At 64.3% G+C, this 20,932-nt stretch carries 20 protein-coding genes; 15 read left to right on the top strand and 5 right to left on the bottom strand.

Going from position 1 to position 20,932, the window contains the following annotated elements:
• The first annotated feature begins 39 nt into the window (after window positions 1-39).
• Window positions 40-1,482, top strand: coding sequence for an FAD/NAD(P)-binding protein (locus IPK66_03970; protein ID MBK8174453.1), 1,443 nt, complete (start codon window positions 40-42; stop codon window positions 1,480-1,482).
• A 110-nt stretch (window positions 1,483-1,592) separates the two neighbouring features.
• The gene (locus IPK66_03975) at window positions 1,593-1,808 is read left to right on the top strand and encodes a hypothetical protein (protein ID MBK8174454.1); all 216 of its coding nucleotides are present in this window, start codon (window positions 1,593-1,595) and stop codon (window positions 1,806-1,808) included.
• Between the two features lie 1,014 nt (window positions 1,809-2,822).
• Here the strand turns inward: IPK66_03975 and IPK66_03980 are convergent.
• A complete protein-coding gene (locus tag IPK66_03980; protein ID MBK8174455.1) occupies window positions 2,823-3,173 on the bottom strand; it encodes a hypothetical protein in 351 nt (116 codons plus the stop codon).
• Window positions 3,174-3,583: 410 nt separating this feature from the next.
• Between IPK66_03980 and IPK66_03985 the strand changes: the two genes are divergently transcribed.
• The 10 genes from IPK66_03985 to IPK66_04030 all read left to right on the top strand — a co-directional run bounded on the left by IPK66_03985 (window position 3,584) and on the right by IPK66_04030 (window position 12,697).
• The gene (locus IPK66_03985) at window positions 3,584-3,850 is read left to right on the top strand and encodes a twin-arginine translocase TatA/TatE family subunit (protein MBK8174456.1); all 267 of its coding nucleotides are present in this window, start codon (window positions 3,584-3,586) and stop codon (window positions 3,848-3,850) included.
• A 69-nt stretch (window positions 3,851-3,919) separates the two neighbouring features.
• Window positions 3,920-4,507, top strand: a complete 588-nt coding sequence (gene tatB / locus IPK66_03990; protein MBK8174457.1) for a twin-arginine translocase subunit TatB — start codon at window positions 3,920-3,922, stop codon at window positions 4,505-4,507.
• A 90-nt stretch (window positions 4,508-4,597) separates the two neighbouring features.
• Window positions 4,598-5,413 carry a twin-arginine translocase subunit TatC gene (gene tatC, locus IPK66_03995; GenBank protein ID MBK8174458.1) on the top strand — a complete coding sequence of 272 codons (816 nt, stop codon included), beginning with the start codon at window positions 4,598-4,600 and terminating at the stop codon, window positions 5,411-5,413.
• A 143-nt stretch (window positions 5,414-5,556) separates the two neighbouring features.
• A complete protein-coding gene (locus tag IPK66_04000) occupies window positions 5,557-5,766 on the top strand; it encodes a hypothetical protein (GenBank protein MBK8174459.1) in 210 nt (69 codons plus the stop codon).
• A 352-nt stretch (window positions 5,767-6,118) separates the two neighbouring features.
• Window positions 6,119-7,408, top strand: a complete 1,290-nt coding sequence (serS, locus tag IPK66_04005) for a serine--tRNA ligase (protein MBK8174460.1) — start codon at window positions 6,119-6,121, stop codon at window positions 7,406-7,408.
• Window positions 7,389-8,171: a 5'/3'-nucleotidase SurE gene (surE, locus tag IPK66_04010; GenBank protein MBK8174461.1), complete on the top strand. Its 783-nt coding sequence runs from the start codon at window positions 7,389-7,391 to the stop codon at window positions 8,169-8,171. The genes serS and surE overlap by 20 nt, the downstream gene beginning before the upstream one ends.
• The gene (locus tag IPK66_04015) at window positions 8,168-8,806 is read left to right on the top strand and encodes a protein-L-isoaspartate(D-aspartate) O-methyltransferase (protein ID MBK8174462.1); all 639 of its coding nucleotides are present in this window, start codon (window positions 8,168-8,170) and stop codon (window positions 8,804-8,806) included. The genes surE and IPK66_04015 overlap by 4 nt, the downstream gene beginning before the upstream one ends.
• Before the next feature lie 127 nt (window positions 8,807-8,933).
• A complete protein-coding gene (locus tag IPK66_04020; protein MBK8174463.1) occupies window positions 8,934-10,283 on the top strand; it encodes a DUF4157 domain-containing protein in 1,350 nt (449 codons plus the stop codon).
• Window positions 10,284-10,297: 14 nt separating this feature from the next.
• Window positions 10,298-11,392: a hypothetical protein gene (locus tag IPK66_04025; GenBank protein ID MBK8174464.1), complete on the top strand. Its 1,095-nt coding sequence runs from the start codon at window positions 10,298-10,300 to the stop codon at window positions 11,390-11,392.
• A gap of 12 nt (window positions 11,393-11,404) precedes the next feature.
• Window positions 11,405-12,697: a DUF4157 domain-containing protein gene (locus IPK66_04030; protein MBK8174465.1), complete on the top strand. Its 1,293-nt coding sequence runs from the start codon at window positions 11,405-11,407 to the stop codon at window positions 12,695-12,697.
• 231 nt (window positions 12,698-12,928) lie between these two features.
• Here IPK66_04030 and IPK66_04035 read toward each other — a convergent pair whose 3' ends face one another.
• A complete protein-coding gene (locus IPK66_04035; protein ID MBK8174466.1) occupies window positions 12,929-13,087 on the bottom strand; it encodes a hypothetical protein in 159 nt (52 codons plus the stop codon).
• A 79-nt stretch (window positions 13,088-13,166) separates the two neighbouring features.
• On the opposite strand from IPK66_04035, the gene IPK66_04040 reads away from it, so the two are divergent.
• Both IPK66_04040 and glgX read left to right on the top strand, forming a co-directional pair.
• Window positions 13,167-13,952 (top strand): hypothetical protein, encoded by a 786-nt coding sequence (locus IPK66_04040; protein ID MBK8174467.1) that lies wholly within the window; start codon window positions 13,167-13,169, stop codon window positions 13,950-13,952.
• A 230-nt stretch (window positions 13,953-14,182) separates the two neighbouring features.
• Complete coding sequence (gene glgX, locus IPK66_04045) at window positions 14,183-16,327, top strand: glycogen debranching protein GlgX (protein ID MBK8174468.1); 2,145 nt, start codon at window positions 14,183-14,185, stop codon at window positions 16,325-16,327.
• A 218-nt stretch (window positions 16,328-16,545) separates the two neighbouring features.
• Here glgX and IPK66_04050 read toward each other — a convergent pair whose 3' ends face one another.
• A complete protein-coding gene (locus IPK66_04050) occupies window positions 16,546-17,544 on the bottom strand; it encodes a glycosyltransferase family 1 protein (GenBank protein ID MBK8174469.1) in 999 nt (332 codons plus the stop codon).
• Window positions 17,472-18,335 carry a UDP-2,3-diacylglucosamine diphosphatase gene (locus tag IPK66_04055; GenBank protein ID MBK8174470.1) on the bottom strand — a complete coding sequence of 288 codons (864 nt, stop codon included), beginning with the start codon at window positions 18,333-18,335 and terminating at the stop codon, window positions 17,472-17,474. Before IPK66_04055 ends, IPK66_04050 begins: the two co-directional genes overlap by 73 nt.
• A 177-nt stretch (window positions 18,336-18,512) precedes the next feature.
• On the opposite strand from IPK66_04055, the gene IPK66_04060 reads away from it, so the two are divergent.
• Window positions 18,513-19,517 carry a diacylglycerol kinase family lipid kinase gene (locus tag IPK66_04060; GenBank protein MBK8174471.1) on the top strand — a complete coding sequence of 335 codons (1,005 nt, stop codon included), beginning with the start codon at window positions 18,513-18,515 and terminating at the stop codon, window positions 19,515-19,517.
• On the opposite strand, the gene IPK66_04065 is transcribed toward IPK66_04060, so the two are convergent.
• On the bottom strand, window positions 19,460-20,860 hold the full coding sequence (locus IPK66_04065; GenBank protein MBK8174472.1) for a TldD/PmbA family protein: 1,401 nt from the start codon (window positions 20,858-20,860) through the stop codon (window positions 19,460-19,462). The two genes, IPK66_04060 and IPK66_04065, sit on opposite strands and share 58 nt — an antisense overlap.
• Between the last annotated feature and the right edge of the window lie 72 nt (window positions 20,861-20,932).

Here is a 20,932-nt window from a genome sequence, read left to right on the forward strand (position 1 = left end):
ACTCTGCCTCGAGCACCAGGCCAACAAGCGAGAACGACAATGACCGGAACAGCGCGAAGTATTGCGATCGTGGGTGCTGGATTCAGCGGCACCCTGCTTGCCGTGCAGATGCTGCGGCGTTGCCGACCGGACGATTGCATCTACCTGATCGAGCGGCGGGCAGGTTTCGGGCGCGGGCTGGCGTATTCGACGTTGAACGAAAATCACCTGCTCAATGTACGTGCCGGCAACATGAGCGCGTTTTTCGATCAGCCGGATCACTTCGTCACCTGGCTGGCCAAGCGCGCGAACGAACGCGGTCAGCCGCTGCCCTCGGCGGATACGTTCGTCTCACGCCGACTCTATGGGACCTACATTCGCAGCCTGTTGTCTGACGAACTGTGGCGCAATGGGCATGGACGAAACCTGTTCCTCGTGCCCGATCAGGTCATCGCGATCAACGAAGAGGCCGACGCGGTGATGCTGACGGTGGCGGGGGGACAATGCTATCGGCTCGATCAGGTCGTGCTTGCCGCCGGTAATCTCGTTGGTGGCCGCTGCGAGGGGCCCTATTTCGGCGACGCTTGGCGGGCGGAAGCCGTGCGCGGTGTACCCCGACACGGAGAGGTTCTGCTGATCGGGACCGGATTGACGATGATCGATACCGTCCTGTCGTTGCTCGACGCCGGCCACGAGGGACGGCTGCATGCGATCTCACGGCGCGGTCTTCTGCCTCGTCGTCACGCCCCGTCGCGGCCGCTGGTGTTTTCGGCTGACGAGATGCCGAAGACGACTTCGGTGGCGCGGATCACCCGCTGGCTGCGGAGATACGTGGCGGCGGCGAAATTGGACGGGCGCGACTGGAGGGACGTCTTCGATGGGCTGCGGCCGCATACGCTCGATATGTGGCGCACGCTGCCGATGAACGAAAGACAGCGCTTCCTTCGTCATCTCCGGCCGTGGTGGGAGGTATACCGGCACCGCATGGCGCCCGCGGTGGGCGGTCGCATTGACGAAGCAATCGCCCGCGGGCAACTCGTCGTCAGTATCGGGCGAATCGATAATATCACGTTGGACGAACGCGTGGCCAATGTCGCTATCCGCCGCCGTGACGTGGACACGGTGGAGCACCGCACGTTTGCGCGGGTCATCAATTGCACTGGCCTGCACGTCGATTTCCAAAATTGCGACGATCCACTGATTCGTGATCTGCTCGCGCGCAACCTTGCCCGACCGGACGCACTGTCGCTTGGCCTCGAGGTCAACGAGAAAGGCGCTCTTTTGAACGGTGGCGGGCGTCCATCGCCCCGTCTGTTCGCGGTAGGGCCGATCACGCGCGGCACGTTCTGGGAAATCGTCGCCGTTCCCGACATCCGCGTGCACTGTGCGCGTCTTGCGTCCTATCTGATGGGATCGGCGCAAGAGGTCGCGCCCGTCGGCATCACACCTCGACAACGTCGATGGCAGCGGTCCATGAGAGCGCAGCATAGGCTGCTTGGGTAAGAGATTCGCGGCTTAGCAGGGAGTGGCTTTCGTCTCTGGCTGCAAAAACGGGCGCCCGATGATGAGGGCGCCCGTCCGACGTCGGTCGCTGGTCGGCTGGTCCGATTGAAATGCTATTCGTCCGCGCCGTTCGGGCCAAGGCGATCCTCGTCATGGCCGCGATCAGGTCGTGGTTTCTCGTGTGTTTTCTGTCCACCTGGCGGTGGCTGATCATGATCCGGCATGCGCGTATCACCGGATTTGTTGCCTGGCGCCGGGTGATGATCGCCACCGGCATGATCCTTGCCGTCGCGCTTGTCCGTGTGCGCAGGTCGATTGTTCTGTGATCCGTGCGGCGGCGCAAGCTGAGGGTGGTCGCGGTCGTCGTGCATCTCCTGAGGTGGCGCACGGTGCGGGGAAACACCCTTATCGTGGTTGCGGTCTGGCGTATCGACAGGTCCGCCGACCATTGGCGTTGGCGCGCTGCCCGGATTTGGCGGCGGTGTCTGTGCGAACGCCGTTGCGGAAGAGAGGAGCGCAAGACTCAGCAAGGCGGTGCTGGTCCACAAGTGTGGCCGTTTGTGCATTTCGTGTCCTTCGTAATCCCGCCTGCGTTGTCGTCGATGGGCTTGTCGGTGGCGCTTGTTCGTAGCGGCGCAACAGGTTTGCGACGACTTACGCGACCGGCTGGCCTGGGTCTTTGACAACGAGGGCATCCAGCAATGCGATTAGTTCACGCGGTTGCCATATCGGTAATCTGGAAGGTTGCTCAGAGAGAAAGCAAATTAAAAATGATTAATCATACAGATTAATTACAAATAATTTCCATTTAATACATAATATGTCAAAAATATTACTAGATTATGTCGAAACATATAGAAATTAATTATCGATGTTCATCGAACTATGCATTGATTGCCTTGGTAGATATGCAGTAAGTTGCGCCAAGAACAAATGGTTGGCGGCTGACAGGAAAGTTGTGGAGAGAATATCGTTGCTGGTAGGCCTGCGGCGTGTCCCCGTAGAGGGGGCGATGTCCTTGGTGTCTTAGCGTTCGAGCGACTGGCGCAGATTATCGGCCTTGTCGGCGAACTGCAGCCAGCGCGGCTCCATGCCATCGCCCAGCGCCGCCGCTACACGGACATCGACGAGGTTGCCGGGTGTCAGATTGAAGTGATCAGTTTATCTTCAGCGTGGATTATACTGGTCGCACCATCACATGAGTAGCCGATCACTTGCGCGGTTTTTCCCTTTTTAGTCCGGCCGCCGAGCGCTCAGATAATCTTCGCCGCATGCCCCGGGCGTTCCGGCGGCTGGAGGGGTTATAAATCGTCGTCGCGGCACCCTACTCAGGCCGTCGTTCAGCCGGGGGATCGGCCCGATGGCTTTCCCATCGCTTCCTCGTCGATTTCCTGTTCCTGCCGTTGCTCGCTCGTTATGGGCTGACCCATGGCTCCTTCGTCGGCCGCACGCACCGCTATTTTTGCGGGAGTCTCAGGCGTGCCGAGCGCAATCTCATCCGCCTCCTGAGTCGCCGCTTCCGTCGCGGTTGCAGGTTGACCCATGGCGATCTGATCGCCCGATTGAGCTTCGAGGTCCTTCGCCGTTGTCGTCCGTCCCATGGCTACCTCGTCGGCGTTCTGTGCGGCCTCCTCGCGTACGCTGGCGGGCTCGCCCATCGCCGTTTCGCTGCGCTTCTTTTCGTCGTCCATGGTCAGCTCCTCCCGATAATCACCAATTTAGCCGAGTTGGTGTCCACTATAAAAATAGTGCACTGGGCGCGACTGTCACGCGATCAAAATCGCCGGCCGTGCGCTCGCTGGCACAACAGCGGAGTAAACACTTAAGAGGATCACGCTTGTCATGCCGCCTAGGCGTTATCTGTCCGCCACAACACCGCAGGTCCGGGCCCGCGAGTGCTGGCCGGGCGGTTATGGTTTTCCGGGGCGAGCGCCATCGATTGCCGGTGGCGGTACGGTTCTCGCCATCGGGACGCATGCGTGCCATATGAATGTTTGTTGACGTGCGGTCGGCGGGAAGTCCGCGACGATTGCGGCTGCAAGGGCTTTTCTGCAATGATCCCGCGCGGAACGCGAACGAAACCACCGAAGAGAGTATCTCTATGGGTTCCTTGAGTATTTGGCATTGGTTGATCGTCTTGGTCGTGGTTTTGGTGCTGTTCGGCGGACGCGGCAAGATTTCTCAGATCATGGGTGACTTCGGCAAGGGGCTGAAATCATTTAAGAAAAGCATGCGCGAGGACGAGTCGTTCGATGACGCCGGCGCTTCGGGCGACCCAAAGGCCTTGCCGTCCGATCCGACCCGCGCGAGCACGGCGCCGCGTGGATCGGACCCGGTTCGCGAATCCGACCACGTCGCCCGACCTTAGCCGCGTCAACGCCCAGGCTCTTCGGCCTCCTAGACGGGCCGGTCAATCCGCCGGAGATGGTGCGCCCGCATGTTCGATCTCGGTTGGCAAGAACTGTTTCTGATTGCCGTGGTGGCGTTGATCGTCGTCGGTCCGAAGGACTTGCCGGCGGTGCTCCGCACCGCCGCCCGCGTTTTGAACAAGGCGCGGGCGATGAGTCGCGAGTTTCAGGCTGGATTGGCCGAATTCGCCCGTGAGGCTGAACTCGATGACATCAAACGCAAGATGGAGCGCGCCGCCCGCTTCGATCCGGACGAGGAACTGAAAACGGCCATCGACCCGACTGGCAAGCTGAGAGAGGATTTCGATCCGGCAGAATTCAACCGGAAGCTGAAGAGTGCCGTCGAAGGCGGCCCGCCCTCCGGCCCGAGCACTGTGCCACCGGCCTCGCCTAGCCGCGATATCTCAGCTCGCGATCTGCCAGCCGGTGACCAGCCGGACAGTGCTTCCCTGGGTGGGAAAATCGCGGCCACGTCCGGCGATCGCGGGGCGCCTTCCAACGCCGCCGATGCGCCCGCGGTTTTCGCAGCAGGATCCACGCCGGCATCCGCACCTGCCCCGGGCGACGTGTCACCGTTGCCCGATCCTCCGTCACGGTCCGAGGGACAGACCGGCTGACGACCGCGATATCCTCGTCCATTTTGCCCGCGAGGCGGCGAATCGCCGCTGCCCGCGGCTGGCATATCCGTTCATGGGACCCGTGCAGACATGATCGATGATGAACTCGAACACAGCCGCATGCCGCTGCTCGATCATCTGATCGAGCTGCGCCGGCGGTTAATCATTTGCGTCGTCGGTATCGTCGCGCTGTTCTTCGTCTGCTACTGGATGGCGCCACAGATCTATCAGTTCCTCGTCCAGCCGCTGGCGGATGCGCTCGCGGCGAAGCACGAGGAGCGCCGGATGATTTTCACCGCGCTTCACGAAGCCTTCTTTACGTATTTGAAGGTGGCGTTTTTCGCCGCAATGTTTCTCAGCTTTCCGATTATCGCCACGCAGGTGTGGAAGTTTGTTGCTCCGGGCCTGTACCGCGACGAGCGGCGGGCCTTCCTGCCGTTCTTGATCGCGACTCCGATTTTGTTCTTCATGGGCGGGGCGATGGCCTACTACGTGGTCTTTCCCCTAGCCTGGAAGTTTTTCCTTGGCTTCGAGATGACCGCCGAGCAGGGGCTGCCGATTCAGCTCGAGGCCAAGGTCGATCAGTATCTCTCCCTGGTCATGCAGCTGATCTTCGCCTTTGGCCTGTGCTTCGAAATGCCGGTGGTGATGACCTTGCTGGCGCGCGCGGGATTGATCACCTCGGAAGCGATGCGCAGCAAGCGGCGCTATGCGATCGTTGTTGCGTTCATCTTCGCCGCAGTAATGACGCCTCCCGACGTTCTTAGCCAGGTCAGCCTCGCCATTCCGACGATCGTTCTTTACGAGATTTCGATCTGGTCGGTGCGTTTTGTCGAGCGGAGTCGTGGCGCGGAGGCGGCAAACGCGATCGAAGACGAGGACGACGCGCCTAGCACGACGCAATAGGGCTGCTTTTGGGTATGCCAGAGTCTTCAAGGTTCTGTCAGCCCGAAGGTTAGCCTGCCCGCCTCGTTAACCCTTTCTTCATTATTTTCGCCTACGCTACGGATTGTCGCGCCGATTCCTGCACCTCTTTGAGGACTGAAACCATGTCGATTGGATGCGTATCATCCGGAGCTGCGGCTTATACGCCGCAGCGCACAGAATCCATCTTGCAGTCTTTGCAAGTCCAGCCGACCAACCAGGATAGCGATGGCGACGATGACTCGTCGTCCACCAGCGACGTCAATTCGGTAAAATCCGCCCCACCGCCGCCGGTTGACGCCAATCGCGGCCGGACGCTCGACGTCAGCGCCTAAATCCGGGTTGTGCCGCCGTTGCGGCGCACCGGCGAAACGAACGTGTCGAGACAGATAGTAGGTCCATGGGTTCGGGCCCGGCAACAGCCCTTCAATGGTGCCGCATCGGAGCTGGCGAGGCCGGTCGCGCGAGCATAGTGCGTACATCTGCAGCAGACCGGCGAAAAGGCACTGCCCACGCGACCGTTTCGTCCGGGTTGTCGCCTCCGGACCGATCACCTTTTGCTGAATTCTCGGGACAGTACCGCTGCTGAACCGACCCCACGCTGTCCGCGCACGCACGCAACCCGTCCTTGACCCACCTGTGCCCTTCGGCTAACCCCCTGCTGGGAATATCCGGAACGGTGGGAACGTGCTCGATATCAAGTGGATTCGCGACAATCCTGAGGCGTTCGACGCGGGACTGGCGCGGCGTGGCGTGGTGGCCGGGGCGGCGTCCCTGCTCGCGCTTGATCAGGCGCGCCGCGATGCTCTGACCGCAGCGCAGGAGACCCAGGCGCGGCGCAACGCATTATCGAAAGAAATCGGCCAGCGCAAGGCGCGCGGCGAGGATGTCACGACGTTGCTCGAAGACGTCGGACGGTGCAAACGAGATCAAGCCGACCTGGAATCGCGCGCCGCGGCCGCCGATGCCGAGTTGCAGGCCGCACTCGCCCGGATTCCAAACCTGCCTGCCGACGATGTGCCGATAGGCGCGGACGAGACCGCCAACGTTGAAATTCGCCGCTGGGGCGCGCCGCGTAGCTTCAGTGATTCGCCGAAGGAACATTTTGAGCTCGGTGAAACGCTGAGATTGATGGACTTTGAGCGCGCGGCCAAGCTGTCCGGCGCGCGTTTCACCGTGCTTAGCGGCGGGCTGGCGCGTCTGGAGCGCGCGCTGGCATCGTTCATGCTTGACCTGCATACCGGCGTCTTCGGCTACACCGAGGTTAACCCGCCGGCCTTGGTCAAGGACGAGGCGATGTTCGGCACCGGCCAGCTTCCGAAGTTTGCCGAGGATCTGTTCCGCACCACTGATGGCCGTTGGCTGATCCCGACGGCTGAGGTGCCGCTGACCAACCTTGTCGCCGGCGAGATCATTGAGGAGGAAAGGCTGCCGCTGCGGCGGACGGCGATGACTTGGTGCTTCCGCGCCGAGGCCGGGTCTGCCGGCCGCGATACCCGCGGGATGATTCGCCAGCACCAGTTCACCAAGGTCGAGCTGGTCAGCATCACCACGCCCGAACAGTCGGTGGCTGAACACGAGCGGATGACCGCCTGCGCCGAAGAGGTGCTCAAGCGCCTCGATCTGCCTTACCGGGTGGTCGTGCTCAGCACCGGCGACATGGGTTTTTCCGCCTGCAAGACCTACGATATCGAGGTCTGGCTGCCTGGGCAGGAGCGCTACCGTGAGATTTCGTCGTGTTCCAATTGCGGGGACTTCCAAGCGCGACGGATGAACGCGCGCTGCCGGCCGAAGGGCGCCAAGGGGACGCGCTTCGTGCATACGCTCAATGGTTCGGGGCTCGCGGTCGGCCGCACGATGATCGCGGTGATGGAAAACTACCAGCGCGCGGACGGTGCCATCGATGTCCCCGACGCGCTGCGGCCCTACATGGGTGGCTTGACCGCCATCATTCGCGATGCCGATCGCTCCGATTGATCTCGCGGCCGCCCGCGTCCTCATCTCAAACGACGACGGCATCCGTGCTCCGGGCTTGAAAATTCTCGAGAAGGTGGTTCGCCGGCTCGCCCGCGAGGTCTGGGTTGTGGCGCCGGAGACCGAGCAGAGCGCCGCCGGCCATTCTCTGACCATCCGCCGGCCGCTCTATCTCCGCCAGGTCGGACGCCGTCGGTTCACTGTCGATGGCACACCCACCGACTGCGTTTTGCTGGCGATCCATCAACTGCTCAAACATCGTCCGCCAGACCTCGTCCTCTCGGGAATTAACCGCGGCGGCAATCTCGGCGAGGATGCGACGTATTCCGGAACGGTCGCGGCAGCGATGGAGGGAACGCTGCTCGGCGTGCGCTCGATCGCGCTGAGCCAGCTTTACGCCCAGGGGGCCGACGCGCCCTGGGCCACCGCCGAGGCCTGGACCGAGCGGGTGCTGCCGCAACTTGCGGGTTGGGACTGGAAGCCGGGCGTGCTGCTGAACGTCAATTTTCCCGCCGTACCGACCGCGGCGGTCAGCGGCGTCGCCGTGACTCGCCAGGGACGCCATAAGATCGGCGGCACCATGGTCGAAGGCACCGATCCACGAGGCCAGCGCTACTTCTGGATTTCCGGCGATCGCCACCAGGACAGCAGCCTCGAAGGCACCGATCTTGCGGCAGTGCATGGCGGCGCCGTCTCGGTCACGCCGCTCAGCCTCGATCTCACCCATAAGGCGAGCGTGGATGGGCTCGCGGCGCTCTTCCGGTGAGCCCCGATTCACGCAAGATTCGGCTGATCATGGACCTGCGCCGCAACGGCGTCACCGACACGCGGGTGTGCGCGGCGATCGAGCGGCTGCCACGCGAGATGTTCGTGCCGTCAGCGTTCCTCGATCAGGCATACGAGGACACCGCGTTGCCGATCGGCTGCCATCAGACGCTGAGCGCGCCCATCGTCGTCGGCCGCATGACCCAGGCGCTCGAAGTCGGCGATCGCATGAAGGTTCTCGAGATCGGGACCGGGTCCGGCTATCACGCTGCAGTGCTCTCGCGCCTCTGCCGGCGGGTCTATACCGTCGAGCGCTACCGCGATCTGCTCATCGAGGCGGAACAGCGCTTCATGCGTCTCGGCGTGACCAACGTGACGTGGAAACTCGGCGACGGGACGCTTGGCTGGCCAGAACAGGCGCCGTTCGAGCGGATCGTCGTTACCGCCGCGGCGAGCGACGTGCCGCCCGTGCTCGCCGGCCAGCTCGCGATTGGTGGGCTCATGGTCGTCCCGGTCGACGACGGCGTTGGTGATCCACGCCTGCTTCGTGTCCGGCGCGATGAACACGGGCTCGAAACGGAGGACCTCGGAGCGATCCGCTTCGTCCCGCTGATCGCCGATCCCCACCGCCGATAACGCGTCCTTGAGCGCTCGAAGCCTCACGCTTCTGGTCTGGCTTTCAAGCGTCTGCTACTCTGAATACCGCAAAGGCGGTAGAGATGAGGCGCGCGCCGCCCGCAGCTTGGCGGTCGGATTTGCGGTCATGAGACAGGGGGTCGTGCAAGGGACGTTCGCGGCAGGCGGTCTGCGGCGGGCGGAGCGGCGGCCAGCGGCGCTGGGATGTAGCGCGCAGCGCGCGGGCGCAGGCACCGTTGAGCCGCTTGATGCCAAATTTCTCAGCAATCGCGATGGTGGCCGCCCGCTGCCTGAAGCGGTGCAGCACAAGATGCAGGCGGCGTTCGGCGCCGATTTTTCCGATGTGCGGGTGCACGAAGGACCACAAGCGGCGACGATCGGCGCCATCGCCTTTACTGTCGGCCACGATATCTACTTCGCTCCCGGCCGCTACCAGCCGCAGACGGCGCACGGACAACAGCTCCTTGGCCACGAACTCGCCCACGTGCTCCAGCAGCGCGCCGGGCGGGTGCGCAACTCGAGCGGTAGCGGCTTCGCCATCGTCCACGATCACGCCCTCGAAGCGGAAGCCGACCGCCTCGGCCATCGCGCCGCAGCCTCGACCCTGGTGAGCCCGGCCGGCCCGGCGGCGCAGGCCAAACTCGTGCCAGCCGCTGCGGCCGCGCCGCCGCGCCCCGGCCCGCCTACGCCCGCGTGCGCCAGCCTGCAGAGGAAGAGCGCCACCGCCGTTGCTTCGGTCGGGCCACCGACACCGGCGTTCATGCGTCTCGAGACAACCGCGCCCCGCGGCCTTGGGGTGTTGCGGCGCGGCCGCCCGGAGTGGGGCATCCTGCAGCGCATGGACGATCCGGCTTTGGCGGTTGCCCCGGCGCTGCCGCCGGCCAAGCGCCAGCGTGGCGAGGGAGACGACGACGAAAAGGATCACGAGCGCAAGAAACCCCGCGGCGACTGGGTCGAAGTGCCCGTCAGCAAGGAAGAGGAAACGGCAGATCGCCCGACCGACGAGGAAATCATGACCCGTATCGACGCCCTCGAAGACGGAAAGGCGTACAACGTCGGGCAGGCGGACGCCGGTATCCTCGGCACCTACGCGTTCTCGATCGCGGAAATCGCCCAGCTTGCCGCCAAGTTCCTCGTGCCGGCCTCCGGCACGTTCGCCAACCTCTATCAATTGCTCACCGCTGCGCCGGCAGCTCAGCTCGCGCCCCAGCAGTGCCAGTCCTGGCGCGCCGGGGTCAAGGACACGAGGAAGGTCGCCTTTCGCCAGTTTCGTCTCGCTAGCAAGCAAGGTGATCACGGCACGCGCCATAGCAAACGCACGCATATCTTGGTCGGCAGAAGTTGGGAGGCGAACCTCGAAGTCTATAAAGGCCGTGCCGACAAGCTCGCCCAGTTCTGGGATGGATTTAAGTACGATACCTGGAGCATGGGCTCCTATAAGGTCATCAACATTCATTTGAACGTAAAGAGCGCGTAAATGGGATTGCGACGGTGAGCGCCCGCCCTAAGTCCGAAGCGAAAGGCAAACCGGCTTCGCGGCCGGCACCGGGCCGGCCGGCCCCGGCGTTCGCGATGCCGGCGGTGATCCAGCCGAAGGCCCAGCCTCCGCGGCCGGTGGGGCCTCCCGCCCCGGCGTTCATAACTCCCGGCGCTGTGGCGCAGGCGACGCCGGCGCGCCCCACCGCCGCAGTCGGCGGCGGCCACCGGCTGATCATCGGCTCCTACATGCACCGCACGCCCGGGCTGCCGGCCGAGGCGGCAGGGCATACCTTCGTCGCCGTTGAGGCGCCGGGCGGACAGCGGCAGGCCTTTGGTTTTTCCCCGGCCGATCGCAATTTCGATGCGCGCGCCGGCCTTGGCGCGGCGCGTACTGGCGTCCCCGGCCGGGTCCATCCCGACGATCAGGCTTTCGCCAAGCCGGGTGTGGTCACCCGCAGCTACGCGGTAAGCCCTCAGCAAGCGCATGCGGCACTCGGCAAGGTCAGGGAGTACCAGGCGCACCCGCCCCAGTTCCGCTTCGCTGGCCAGGACTGCGGCGCCTTTGCGACAGCGGTACTGGGTGCCGCCGGGGTGCCGGCATCCGCCGGCGCGGCGCACTTGCGCCCCGGTGTCGTCCATCAGCGGCTGCGCGCTCCCGCGGTCCAAGCGAAGCCGGCGCTGGCTGTGCAGTGCGCCGTGCGCAGGAAAAAGGCTAAAAAAAAGAAAGGGCTAAGCTGGGAGCAGTTCCTCTCCGACCTGCAAGGGAACGCGCGCAAGCTCATTTACCAGGCTCACCATACCTGGGGCGCGGAGTCGAGCACCTCCCTGCACAGCGGCCGCATCCGCGGGCTTTCCGATCCGGGGGTCCTCGGACGGGCGATCGAGCAGGTCAAGGCCGGCAACGCGACGCTGGTCTCGGAAGACGGCACCGACTTCATCGTCTCCATCGCGCGAAACCACAGCCAAGGCGGCCCGCGGACATTCGCCATCCATAAGAGCCCGCTCGGCCAGGACAAGGGCAAGCCGATCCACGCGTTGTTCCAGACCGGAGGCGCCCACGACATCGGTGAAGACAACGACAATTGGTCGGGATCGGACGACGATTGAGGTGGACAACGAATGCGCCATGGAACTTCGCTGGTTTTGAGCGCGCCCATGACCACGCCACGCGTGCTGCAGGGAACTTTTCGCATGCCTCCCCAGCGGGCTACAGTGCAGGCTCGCGGTGCCGGCGCGAGTACCGTGCCCAGCATGGATGAGCTCGCGAGCCTGTTGCCACGGAGCACTGGCCGCACGCTACCCGCGACGATCCAGCAGCACATGGAAGCGGTGTTTGCCGCCGACTTCTCCAACGTCCGCGTGCACGAGGGACCGCAGGCCGACTCAATCGGCGCCATCGCGTTTACCCTTGGCAACGATATCTATTTCGCGCCCGGCCGCTTCCAGCCGGAGACCGCCCATGGTCGCCAGCTCCTCGGCCACGAGTTGACCCACGTGCTGCAGCAGCGCGCCGGCAGGGTTCGAGCGCCAGGCGGGGGCGGTATCGCCGTCGTGCACGACACTGCCCTCGAAGCCGAGGCCGACCGGATGGGGCACCGGGCCGCTGCCGCAATCGCTGTTCGCGCGAATGGCTCGCTCGTCCAGGCCGCCGGGCGGGGCCCTGTTTCCGCCGCCGCTCACGTCGGGCCACCGCCGCGTGCCGGTGAGCGTATCGCCCAGCCGATGGCCGCCACCGGCGCCGCGCCGCGCCGCTTTGCCGGGCCACCGGCGCCGCCACCCATCCGGTGGGCAGGCTCGTCAGCGGTGCAACCGGCTCTCGCATCGGGAGCCTCACGTCCGGTGGGGACACTCCCGCGCGGGCGTGTCGTCCAGTGCACCACCGACATCCTCGACAAGACATGGAGAGATCACCACAAAGGGACCGTCGCCCTCAATTCGGGCAGTACGGCAACCATCGTTCACACCTACGCGGTGAACGGTTCCATCAATGCGATCGTCACCGAGAAAGATCTCAACCATTTCCTGAACGGTCACACCATCCGCGAATTCTCCTTCGAGACCGAAAATATCGAGCGGTCCGGGCGGAGCACGTTCTGGCCAGAGACAACGACGCGACAGGACGTGATCAGTTATGCCTCCGCCGTCCTTACGTCACTGAAGGACCGCATCATCGAGGCCGTCGGCCAGTCGGAAACAATTAATGAACGCAAGTACAAACACGGTGGCATCGACTATGTGCTGTCCATCTCGACCGATCCCGACTCTGGCGAGAACGATCCGTTCGACGATTTGACCGGTAATTGGCTGTCCGGTACCGCCCGCCTCCAGCAGTTCTATCCGATTTCCGGCACTGGGATCAGCTTCGCCGACGAGTTGGACCTCAAGGGGGTTAAGGCCCGCCTCGGGAAATAGATCAGGCCGACCACCGTAGAGTTGGCAGAGAACGACCGGAGAGTCGTGCAGTAAAGGAGGGTCGGCAATGGCAACGCGCAGAGCAGGGCAACCAAGCGGCGCCCGGAGCGGAATGGCCCGGAGCGGAATGCCGCCGCCGCCGACGCGTTTTGCACAGGCGCCGCGTCACACGGTGATTCAGCCAGCGATTGCCTCGCACCGTCCCCCGCCACCGTCGCCACCCGCGACCACCTATGGCGGGGTTATCCGCCCTGTCCAAGCGAAGGCAGGCGGGCAGCCGGGCGCGCGGGCGATGCCACCGCCGCCGAGCCGCTTTTCGCCATCGCCGACGGCGTCCATCCAGCGCGTGTGCCCCGCCACGAACGCGAATAGGCCGGTGATCACCGCCATTCCGCCTAGCCGTTACGTGGCGGCGCCGTCGGTGGGTCAACGTCGCACCGCCGGCCCATGTGGCGTGAATCGACGCGACGTGATCCAGCGCGCCGCCAACAAGGACAACTGGCAATCCGACAATACGCACATCGCCAAGGCCAATCTCGAGAAAAGCCTGCCGAAAGAGAGCAAGATCACCGATGCGTGGGCGCTGCACCACAAGATGTCGAAGGAAAAGCTGACTTGGCTCGCTGAGAAACTTGTCGCCGCCATCCTCAAGAAGTCGGTCGAGGCGAAGGCGTTCTGGGCCGCCCTTCGCGAGGCGACGATGGGCCTTTATACGCTGCCGGCCTATACCGGGAACGAGTTTGCCAAGCAGTCGGCGCAGAAGTTTGCCGAAAAGGCCCTATGGAATATTCCGGCGAATCTCGAACTCGGGCCAGCCAATACCATCGACAATCCGGGGATGTCGGCGGACCCCAATACCGTTCCTGATCTTCAGGAGCCGCGAGGTCGCCGGATGACCTTCCGCTCGGATCAATTCGCCAAGATTGAGGCAATCGGCGATCAGAACGAGATCAACGACAGCGACTGGACGAAGATGACGGTGATGCTCAACGCGGCAGTCGAACATCAGACGAAGGTCGCACACCAAGGCAGCGTTTTCTCGGCACCACTCACTGAACAATGGGAGAAGAAAGGATCATCCGGCTTTCGCCGAAAGGGAACGCCGGAGGCAGTGGTATCGATATACTACTTCCCTGGCGAAGAGGGTCAGTGGGACTATTTCGACGAATTCGAATGGATGGGCGTCGATACCTCGGGCTTTACCATCCTGAGCGGGGCAGCGGCCAGCAGCCACATCACCCAGTACCCGAAGTAGACCAACCTCCGTGCCGTCCCGGTCGCGGAGACCCAGGACGCGACGGGCGCGTCATCCGCCGCGGCCTCGGCCGCAAAAAAGGTGTCGCCAAGGTCACAGCCGAGGGGCGATCGGTGCCGCGCGCCGGCTCTTTGCGCATCGTCGGCGGTGCGCGCCCTGGATCACTCGCGATTTTTGCATTGCCCCTGGCACTGCCCTTGGCATCGCGCTGACCAGGACAAGGAACGCGAATGAGCGCATCCCCGCGAGTCTGGCCCGGACTTCCCTATCCCTGTGGTGCGACGTGGGACGGCAGCGGCGTGAACTTCGCGATCTATTCGGCGCATGCCGAACGGATCGAACTCTGCCTGTTCGATACGCCCGCCGGCCGCGAGACCGCGCGGGTTGCGCTGCCGGAATACACCGACGAGGTCTGGCACGGCTATCTTCCCGACGTCCGGCCGGGGCAGCTCTATGGTTATCGCTGCTATGGACCCTACGATCCGGCGCGCGGCCATCGCTTCAATCACAACAAGCTGCTGCTCGATCCTTATGCACGGGCGATCGACGGGGAACTGCGCTGGCGTGATTCCCACTTCGGCTACCGCATCGGTCATCCGGACGCCGACCTGTCGTTCAGCCGCGCCAACAGCGCGCGGTGGATGCCGAAGTGCAAGGTCGTCGACGGGCGGTTTGACTGGGGCGACGACGCGCCGCCGCGCCACCAACGGCACGACACCATCCTTTACGAGGCGCACGTCCGCGGGCTGACGATGCGCCACCCTGGCATCCCCGACGCGCTGCGCGGCACGTTCGCCGGCCTCGCCCATCCGGCGGTGATCGACTACCTGCGCTGGCTGGGCGTGACCGCGATCGAGCTTCTGCCGGTACAGCACTTCCTGCAGGACCGCCTGCTCATCGACCGAGGTCTCGCCAACTACTGGGGCTACAACACGCTGTGCTTCTTCGCTCCCGAGCGGCGCTACCTCGCCAGCCGCGATATCAACGAATTCAAGGCGATGGTCCGGGCGTTCCATGCCGCCGGCATCGAGGTCATTCTCGATGTCGTCTACAACCACACCGCCGAGGGCAGCGAGTTGGGGCCAACGCTCAGCTTTCGCGGGATCGACAACGCCTCCTACTACCGCCTCGTGCCCGGAGACGCGCGCTATTACATGGACTTCACCGGCTGCGGCAATTCGTGCAACCTGCACAATGGCCATGTCCTTCGCCTAGTGATGGATTCGCTGCGCTATTGGGTCGAAGAGATGCATGTTGACGGCTTCCGCTTCGATCTCGCCACCACGCTGGCGCGCGAGGCGAGCGGCCTGTTCGATCCCGACAGCGGCTTCCTCGATGCTGTTCGCCAGGACCCGGTGCTGGCGCGGGTCAAGCTGATCGCCGAGCCGTGGGACGTCGGCAACGGTGGCTACCGGTTGGGTGGCTTCCCGCCGCGCTGGTCGGAATGGAACGATCAGTATCGCGATACCGTGCGCCGGTTCTGGAAGGGCGACGCCGGCCAGGTGGCGCGACTGGCGACGCGGATGACCGGCTCGAGCGACATCTTCGATGGGCGTGGACGGCGTCCATGGGCCTCGGTCAACTTCGTTACCGCCCACGACGGCTTCACCCTTGCCGACCTCGTCAGTTACAACGGCAAGCACAACGAGGCCAATGGCGAGGACAATCGCGACGGCCACAACGACAACCATAGCTGGAACTGCGGTGGCGAAGGGCCAAGCGACGACGTCGAGATCCGGCGCCTGCGGCTCAAGCAACGGTGCAACCTGATCGCCACATTGCTGCTCTCGCAAGGTACGCCCATGCTGCTCGCCGGCGACGAGTTCGGCGCGTCACAGGCCGGCAACAACAACGTCTACTGCCAGGATAACGAACTCAGCTGGATCGACTGGCGGCCGATCGACGGCGACGAGCGCCCGCTGGTCGAGTTCGTGCGCGCGGTCATCCGCCTGCGCCACGAGCACATCGTCTTTCATCGCCGCCGATTCTTTTACGCCCGTTTCATTCCCGGTACGACCATCCAGGATATTACCTGGCTGAGGAGCGGTGGTGGCGAAATGGATGGCGGCGACTGGGCCGACGGGGAATTAAAGCACCTGGCTTTTCTCATCCGCGGCGAGGCGGGCGAGCATCACCTCACCGTGTCAGGCGAGCCGCAGCCGGACGACAGTTTCTTCGTCGTCCTCAACGCCGGGCACGAGGCGATCGACTGGACGGTGCCGACCATCGAACCTGGACGTGCCTGGCGGCGGCTGATCGATACCGACGCTTATGTCAGCGGCGAGGGCGGACTTTGTGATGACCGGCTCGTCGCCGATGGCGAGACGTACCCCGTCGCGGCCCGCTCGCTCGTGGTGTTGGCCCGCCGCGACTGACCGGATCGCCGGAAACTTCACCTTCCGGTGCTCCAACGTTCGGGTGCGAACCACCAGCAGCGAGACTCCAGAAATCCGTGGCCGGACGGGGACACGTCCCCAGAGGGGAAGCAATACACAGTTATCGAATATCGAGGTGACGGCGGGTGGTGCGGCAGTCAGCATCCTAACAGTCGTCATCCGACCGCGATCAGGCAAACGACGTGACGCTACTCGGTTCAACGGAAAATGTGCAGGTTGCCGAGGAACTGGCGGGCGCTGTTTTCCCAGGAGAAGGTTTCGGCGTGCCGCCGGCATGTTTCGGGGGCGATGGCGAGCGCCGCGCGTACCGCGCGGCCGAGGTCCTCGTCGAGGCAGCCGGCGCCGGAGCCGTCGACGACGTCGAGCGGGCCGGGAACCGGATACGCCGCGACCGGCAGGCCCGAGGCCATCGCCTCGAGCATGACGAGGCCGAAGGTATCGGTGCGGCTGGGAAAGACGAAGACGTCGGCGGCGGCGTAGTGGCGGGCGAGATCCTCGCCGGTCTTCATGCCGACGAAGACGACGGCCGGATAGCGCCGGCGAAGTTCGGCCATTTGCGGTCCGTCGCCGACGACGACCTTGGTGCCGGGGAGGTCGAGGCGCAGGAAGTCCTCGATGCTCTTTTCGACGGCGACGCGACCGACGTAGAGGCTGATCGGCCGCGCATGGTCGAAAAAGGGCTCGTCGCGCGGCCGGAATAGGCCGGTGTCAACACCCCGTGACCAGCGCTTGATCCGCGGAAAGCCGCGCGCCCGTAACTCCGCCTCGACCGTCGGCGTCGAGACCATGACACAGGATGCCGGGGCGTGAAACCAGCGGATCCAGCGGTAGCTCCAGCGCCGCGGCACCTTCCAGCGGGCGTGGACGTATTCCGGAAAGCGGGTATGGAACGACGTGGTGAAGCCGTAGCCCCGCCGCCGGCACAGCAAGCGGGCGACGAAGCCGAGCGGCCCCTCGGTGGCGATGTGAATTGCCTGTGGCCGGACCGCGTCGATGACCCCGGAGATCTCGCCCGGACGCGGCAAGGCTAGGCGGATTTCCGGATAGGACGGGCAGGGAAGGCTGCGAAACCGGTCGGGGGTGAGGTAGGTAACGGCGTGGCCGAAGGCCTGGAGATGGTTTTTCAGCGTCCCCAGGGTTCGTACGACCCCGTTGACTTGCGGGTACCAAGCGTCGGTGACAACGAGGATCTGCATTCCGTGACCTCGACAGGCGTCATCCCGATGACGTGTGGCATTTCTGCCCAGCGGATGATTTCCAGGCTGCCATCGATTGTCTCGACGAGCGCGGTGCAACTTTCCACCCAATCCCCGTCGTTGCAATAAAGGATGGAATCGAACCGGCGGATCTCCGCCGTGTGGATGTGTCCGCAGATGACCCCGTCGACACCGCGACGCCGGGCCTCGGCAACCACGGCGTGCTCGTAATTGCTGATGTATTCGACCGCGTTCTTGACCTTGTGCTTGAGGAAGGCGGAGAGCGACCAGTAGGGAAAACCAAGGCGTCGCCGCGCCTTGTTGAACCAGAGGTTCGCGGCGAGGGCGAGGTTGTAGGCCTGGTCGCCGACGTAGGCGAGCCACTTCGCGTATTTGACGATCCCGTCGAACTGATCGCCATGCAGCACGAGGAATCGGCGGCCGTCGGCCATCACATGGACGGCTTGCGGCAGCACGGCGACGCGCCCGAAGCGATGACCGGCGAAGTCGCGGAAGCTTTCGTCGTGGTTGCCAGGAATATAAATGACGCGGGTGCCCTTGCGCGCCTTGCGCAGCAGCTTCTGCACCACGTCGTTATGCCCCTGGGTCCAGTACCACGAGCGCCGCATCCGCCAGACATCGACGATGTCACCGACGAGATAAAGATAATCCGATTCGGTCGAGCGCAAAAAATCAAGCAATAGCTCGGCATTGCAGCCGCGCGTACCGAGGTGAATGTCCGATATCCAAATCGAACGATAGCGAAAATGGGCGTCGGACAGTGCGTTCATCGGGATCACGGGAAAATGACTCGTTGGCCATCATGGCCGGGCACGTGGGGCAACAGTATATTGGCCAGATTCTATTGATCACAGCCCTTCCCGGTCAATTCATGAAAAGTTATGTTTTTTGTCTTCATTTTGTCATATTACCCGCTGCTTGTTTCGTCTGCCCAAGGTCGTCACCGCATGATCGAGCCCGTTACCCCTTCGCGAGATCCCATGTCCGAGCAGGCCGAAAAACGCCGCCCGCACGTTACGGTCATTCACAATCCGGCGGCGGGTCTATCGAACGGCCGACGGCTGACGCGCTTCGCCAGCGGTCTGATCAAGATCGGCATAACTTTCGCCATCCGGCCGACGGCCGCGTGCGGCGACGCCGAAATGATCGCCGCTGGAATTGCCGCGGATGAGACCGATGTTTTGGCGATTGCCGGCGGCGATGGCACGATCAACGAGGTAATCAACGGGCTGTCGCCGCTGTCGCCGCCGTTGGCGTTGCTGCCCCTTGGCACCGCCAACGTGCTTGCCGCCGAACTCGGTGTGCCGCGGCGGCCGGAGCGCCTCGCCCGCAGCCTAATCACCGGTCGCATCAAGCGCGTTTGCCTGCCGCGGGCGAATGGTCGACGGTTTGTGATGATGGCTGGCGTCGGTTTCGATGCCCACGTCGTCGCCGCCGTCGATCCCGCCCTCAAGCGCCTTGCCGGGAAGGCCGCCTACGTTGCGTCGTTTGCCGCGATGCTGCGCCGGTTCACGTTCCCCGGCTACGACGTGACCGTCGACGGACGGCACTATCGCGCCGCGTCCGTCGTCGTCGCCAACGGTCGTTTCTACGGCGGCCGCTTTTCCTGCGCGCCGAATGCCCGCCTCGACGAGCCGGATCTGCATGTCTGCCTGTTTTTGCGCCCGGGGCGCCGGGCGGCCCTGGCGTACGGCCTGTCGTTGCTGCGCGGGCGCCTTGACCGTCGCGACGACGTGTTGATCGTCCGCGGACGGTGCGTCTGTATCGACGGCATCGCCGGAGAGCCGGTGCAACTCGATGGCGATATCGCCGCCTGCCTGCCGCTTTGCATCGAGGCGACCGAGGAGACGGCGCGGTTCCTCGCGCCGCCACCCGCCGGCCGGCCGGCACGGATTCAGCGGCCGGCGACGGTCATCCCGTCGATGCGCACCGTTGGCGAATCGGTGCCGTAGCGGAAGACCAGGTCCGAAGCCGGGGTAAGCGCGGCGAACATCGAAAGAAGATGGCCGGATATGGTGATCTCGCTGACCGGGTAGGCGATCTCGCCGTTCTCGATCCAAAAGCCGCTGGCACCGCGGCTATAATCGCCGGTAACGCCATTGACGCCAAAGCCCATGAGGTCGGTGACGTAAAGGCCGCTGCGGATATCGGCGATCAGCGCCTCAGGGGAGAGCGGACCCGGCTCGAGGTAGAGGTTGGTCGCCGATGGAGACGGTGGGGATGACGCGCCCCGGGAGGCATGACCGGTCGAGCGCAGCCCGAGCTGGCGGGCGGAGCGAAGGTCGAGAAACCAGGTGGTAAGCACGCCGCCGTCGATCACCGCGTGCGGCTGCGAGGCGATGCCTTCGCCATCGAACGGGCGCGAGCGCAGGCCGCGCCGGCGCAGAGGATCGTCGATAACGCGGATCGTCGGAGCAAACAGCCGCTCGCCGAGCTTGTCGCCGAGAAAGGTGGTGCCGCGCGCGACCGAAGCGCCGTTGATCGCCGAAGACAGATGGCCGAGGATGCTGCCGGCGACGCGCGGCTCGAAGATCACCGGCACCTGGGCCGAGCCCGCCTTGCGCGGCCTCAGGCGGCGCACGGCCCGCTCGCCGCACCGCCGGCCGAGGGTGGCCGCATCTTCCAGATCACCGCGGTAAACGGCGCTGCTGTAGGCGTAATCCCGCTCCATCGCCGTGCCCTCGCCGGCGAGGACCGAGACAGACACGTTGTTCCACGACCGCTCATAGGCGCGGCGAAAACCGTTGGTTGCGGCGATGGCGAAGGCATCGTAGCCGCAGCCCGCCTCGGCGCCCTCGGAATTGCTCACGCCCGGAATCGCCAGTGCCGCGGCTTCGGCCGCCAGCGCCCGGTCGTTTGCCGCGGTGGCGTCGATCTCGTCCGACTCGCAGGCGTCGACGTCCGTGGCTTCACCCTGTCCGACCTCCGCGGGATCGGCGAGCCCGCAGAACGGGTCTTCCGGTACGACCCGGGCCATGGAGACGGCCCGGCTCACCATCTCGGCGAGCGCGTCCTTGCCGAGATCGGAGGAGGAAACGATCGCCTGCCGGTGACCGACGAACACCCTGAGGCCGACCACAGCCGATTCCGAGCGCTCGAGCGATTCCCGGCTGCCGAGGCGGCAGGCGACCGACAGCGAGCGGCGGTCGGCGAACACGGCGTCGGCCGCATCGGCGCCGGACTGCCGCGCGGCGGCAAGCAGGCGGTCGAGAAGGTCGAGCGCCACAAGGCGCGGCCCCGGGCGCGGAGATGACACTGATGCAGCGTCAGCGGCCAATCGTTGTTTCGTATCCATGATGGCGTATGGTATTCCTTCAGGCCCATTGGTGCGCAGCGTATCGCGGGAAAGTGACAAAGCGCGAATAGA

The organism is Rhodospirillales bacterium (assembly GCA_016712595.1).
Classification (GTDB): domain Bacteria; phylum Pseudomonadota; class Alphaproteobacteria; order Rhodospirillales; family Defluviicoccaceae; genus Defluviicoccus.

What these genes read in the sequence shown, in the direction of transcription:
- IPK66_04060 (MBK8174471.1), top strand. Translation starts at nt 18,513, where the DNA reads ATGATCGAGCCCGTTACCCCTTCGCGAGATCCCATGTCCGAGCAGGCC.
- IPK66_04020 (MBK8174463.1), top strand. Translation starts at nt 8,934, where the DNA reads ATGAGACAGGGGGTCGTGCAAGGGACGTTCGCGGCAGGCGGTCTGCGG.
- IPK66_03970 (MBK8174453.1), top strand. Translation starts at nt 40, where the DNA reads ATGACCGGAACAGCGCGAAGTATTGCGATCGTGGGTGCTGGATTCAGC.
- IPK66_04000 (MBK8174459.1), top strand. Translation starts at nt 5,557, where the DNA reads ATGTCGATTGGATGCGTATCATCCGGAGCTGCGGCTTATACGCCGCAG.
- IPK66_03975 (MBK8174454.1), top strand. Translation starts at nt 1,593, where the DNA reads ATGCTATTCGTCCGCGCCGTTCGGGCCAAGGCGATCCTCGTCATGGCC.
- IPK66_04050 (MBK8174469.1), bottom strand. Translation starts at nt 17,544, where the DNA reads ATGCAGATCCTCGTTGTCACCGACGCTTGGTACCCGCAAGTCAACGGG.
- tatC (MBK8174458.1), top strand. Translation starts at nt 4,598, where the DNA reads ATGATCGATGATGAACTCGAACACAGCCGCATGCCGCTGCTCGATCAT.
- glgX (MBK8174468.1), top strand. Translation starts at nt 14,183, where the DNA reads ATGAGCGCATCCCCGCGAGTCTGGCCCGGACTTCCCTATCCCTGTGGT.
- tatB (MBK8174457.1), top strand. Translation starts at nt 3,920, where the DNA reads ATGTTCGATCTCGGTTGGCAAGAACTGTTTCTGATTGCCGTGGTGGCG.
- surE (MBK8174461.1), top strand. Translation starts at nt 7,389, where the DNA reads ATGCCGATCGCTCCGATTGATCTCGCGGCCGCCCGCGTCCTCATCTCA.
- IPK66_04035 (MBK8174466.1), bottom strand. Translation starts at nt 13,087, where the DNA reads ATGGCGGTGATCACCGGCCTATTCGCGTTCGTGGCGGGGCACACGCGC.
- IPK66_03985 (MBK8174456.1), top strand. Translation starts at nt 3,584, where the DNA reads ATGGGTTCCTTGAGTATTTGGCATTGGTTGATCGTCTTGGTCGTGGTT.
- IPK66_04055 (MBK8174470.1), bottom strand. Translation starts at nt 18,335, where the DNA reads ATGAACGCACTGTCCGACGCCCATTTTCGCTATCGTTCGATTTGGATA.
- IPK66_04065 (MBK8174472.1), bottom strand. Translation starts at nt 20,860, where the DNA reads ATGGATACGAAACAACGATTGGCCGCTGACGCTGCATCAGTGTCATCT.
- IPK66_03980 (MBK8174455.1), bottom strand. Translation starts at nt 3,173, where the DNA reads ATGGACGACGAAAAGAAGCGCAGCGAAACGGCGATGGGCGAGCCCGCC.
- IPK66_04030 (MBK8174465.1), top strand. Translation starts at nt 11,405, where the DNA reads ATGCGCCATGGAACTTCGCTGGTTTTGAGCGCGCCCATGACCACGCCA.